Annotated in this window: 3 protein-coding genes; 2 read left to right on the forward strand and 1 reads right to left on the reverse strand. The window is 44.5% G+C overall.

The features are described from left to right. Window positions 1-89 precede the first annotated feature (89 nt). Both ACYVTD_RS12120 and ACYVTD_RS12125 read left to right on the forward strand, forming a co-directional pair. The gene (locus tag ACYVTD_RS12120) at window positions 90-305 is read left to right on the forward strand and encodes a flagellar biosynthesis anti-sigma factor FlgM (RefSeq protein ID WP_461248014.1); all 216 of its coding nucleotides are present in this window, start codon (window positions 90-92) and stop codon (window positions 303-305) included. A gap of 76 nt (window positions 306-381) precedes the next feature. Next, window positions 382-1509 (forward strand): iron-containing alcohol dehydrogenase, encoded by a 1128-nt coding sequence (locus ACYVTD_RS12125; protein WP_461248015.1) that lies wholly within the window; start codon window positions 382-384, stop codon window positions 1507-1509. Between the two features lie 149 nt (window positions 1510-1658). Here the strand turns inward: ACYVTD_RS12125 and ACYVTD_RS12130 are convergent. Continuing rightward, window positions 1659-1919: hypothetical protein (locus ACYVTD_RS12130; protein ID WP_461248016.1), on the reverse strand; the 261-nt coding region annotated here is incomplete at its 5' end.

Consider the following 1919-nt stretch of genomic DNA (forward strand, 5'->3'; position numbering starts at 1 on the left):
GGTATAGGTAGGGTAAGAGTATGACAGTAGACAGGATAGGTCATGTAGAGCCCATTCCAGCCGGCAAGAAGCCAGCCAGGAGTGAGAAATTGGGGGGGAGTGACAAGGCTGATGTAATCGATCTTTCTTCAGATGCAACGAAGAAAGCGGAATTATATCAGGTCGTGGAACTTATTAAATCCGCCCCGGAACTCGATGATGTCCGGATTGCTGAACTCAGGCAGAAAATTAATGATCCTTCGTATTTAAATGAGAAGGTAATCAAGGCTACGGCGGATAACATTCTGAACGCATGGTTTGCGTAAGAATTTAATAAGTATTTCAAGCGTTTGATCATTGGGGTAGCCCAAGGGATCAAACGCTTTTTTTTTGGAGTAGGACATGGACATTTCTTTTAAATTTAATCCTGAAGTACTGATAGGAGCGGAAACTATAAGCATGGCTGGAACTATCGCCGGTCGTTATGGAAAGCGTATCATGATAGCCGCCGATCATAAATTAGACTCGCAAATTGTAAACCGCTTAAAAGAAATTTTAAAAGACTCAGGACTTGAATCAATTGTTTTTGACGGAATAGAAGACGATTCTTCCGCAGAAATGGCGGATAACATTGTCTCGCTTTTAAACGCGGCACACTGTGACGCAATCATAGGTTTGGGCGGCGTAAAAACGCAGACTATTTCCCGCATGGCGGCAATAATGGCTCCCATGAAAATTACATCGTTAGAACTGCTTGACGGCAGAGACTGTCAGGGAAAATTTTTACCATTGCTCGCTATCCCGACAGAAGGAACAGATGTCTTTACCGCGGCGGAGTTTTTTCTTGTCGCAGACCCGCGCAACAAACTGATAAAATCTATTTCGTCTCCGAATCATCTTTATGCCTCGATAATTATAGACTGTAATTTAATAACTATACTTTCAGAGAACGCTTCGTCGGCGTTTGTTTTTGACGGCATTTTCTCGGCGGTAGAAGCGTATTGTTCCTCAAAAGCAAATTTCCTTTCCGATACTTTGTTGGAAAAAGCGATTTCCTCTTTTGCGAAATTATTAAAAAAAGTCGCAGGCGGCTCACAAGCGGAAACTTTCGCGCAGGCGGGTATTCTCTTGTCTATCGGCTCCTCAGTAAGCTCACCGGGCGTTGGCTCCGCGCTTTCTGTGGCAATTAATGCGCGTTGCAATGTTTCAAAACCGCAATGTTCTGCGGCGCTTTTCCCCGTCATTGCGGAGCGGCTTGTAAGCGCGCGCCCGGAAAAAATGGCGCGGGTTGCATCTTTGCTTGGAGCGGCAAAAGCCGCTACTCCTGCGGACGCCGCAAAAGCCGCAGTAGAAACAATACGCAAATCTATGGCGGCTCTGGGCGTACCAGTCGATTTAAAAGAACTCAATATTTCGCTAGACAGGGTAACAGCAGCCGCCGAAGTCGCGCGTAAATTAGATCTGACGGCAAATTCTCCGTGGACTGTATCAGAAGAAGAAGTTTTTAAAATCTTAAAGCAAATTTTATAAAGAGGTATTATACCACGAACCAGCACGAACCGCTTTGTTACCCCTACAGGTAATGTCGCCAATTTCTTGACGACACTTGCCACCTTTCGGATGGCTTTAAATTCAGGTATCAGTTACTACTGCGTTACCTCTGTTGCGTGTTTCCTTTTTTAATTAACCCCATACATGCTGCCGATTATGGTCGCACCTTGTGCAATGGTTACAGTGCCACCATTGTTATACACCGCATAGGTCGAGCCAGTTCCGTTTGTTGTTGCACTAACCGTACCAGCGTTAATTGTTAATGTTCCCGAACTTAAGTTTTGAATTGCGGTGACATTGTAGTTAACTAAAGTTGAAGAACACGCTGCACTTACTGTCCCACCATTAATGTTTAATATTCCACTATTACTAATAGTGGCAAGAGTCGT

The organism is Treponema sp. R6D11, from assembly GCF_054786075.1.

Coding starts and splice junctions, on each gene's coding strand:
- ACYVTD_RS12125 (WP_461248015.1), top strand. CDS start 382: ATGGACATTTCTTTTAAATTTAATCCTGAAGTACTGATAGGAGCGGAA.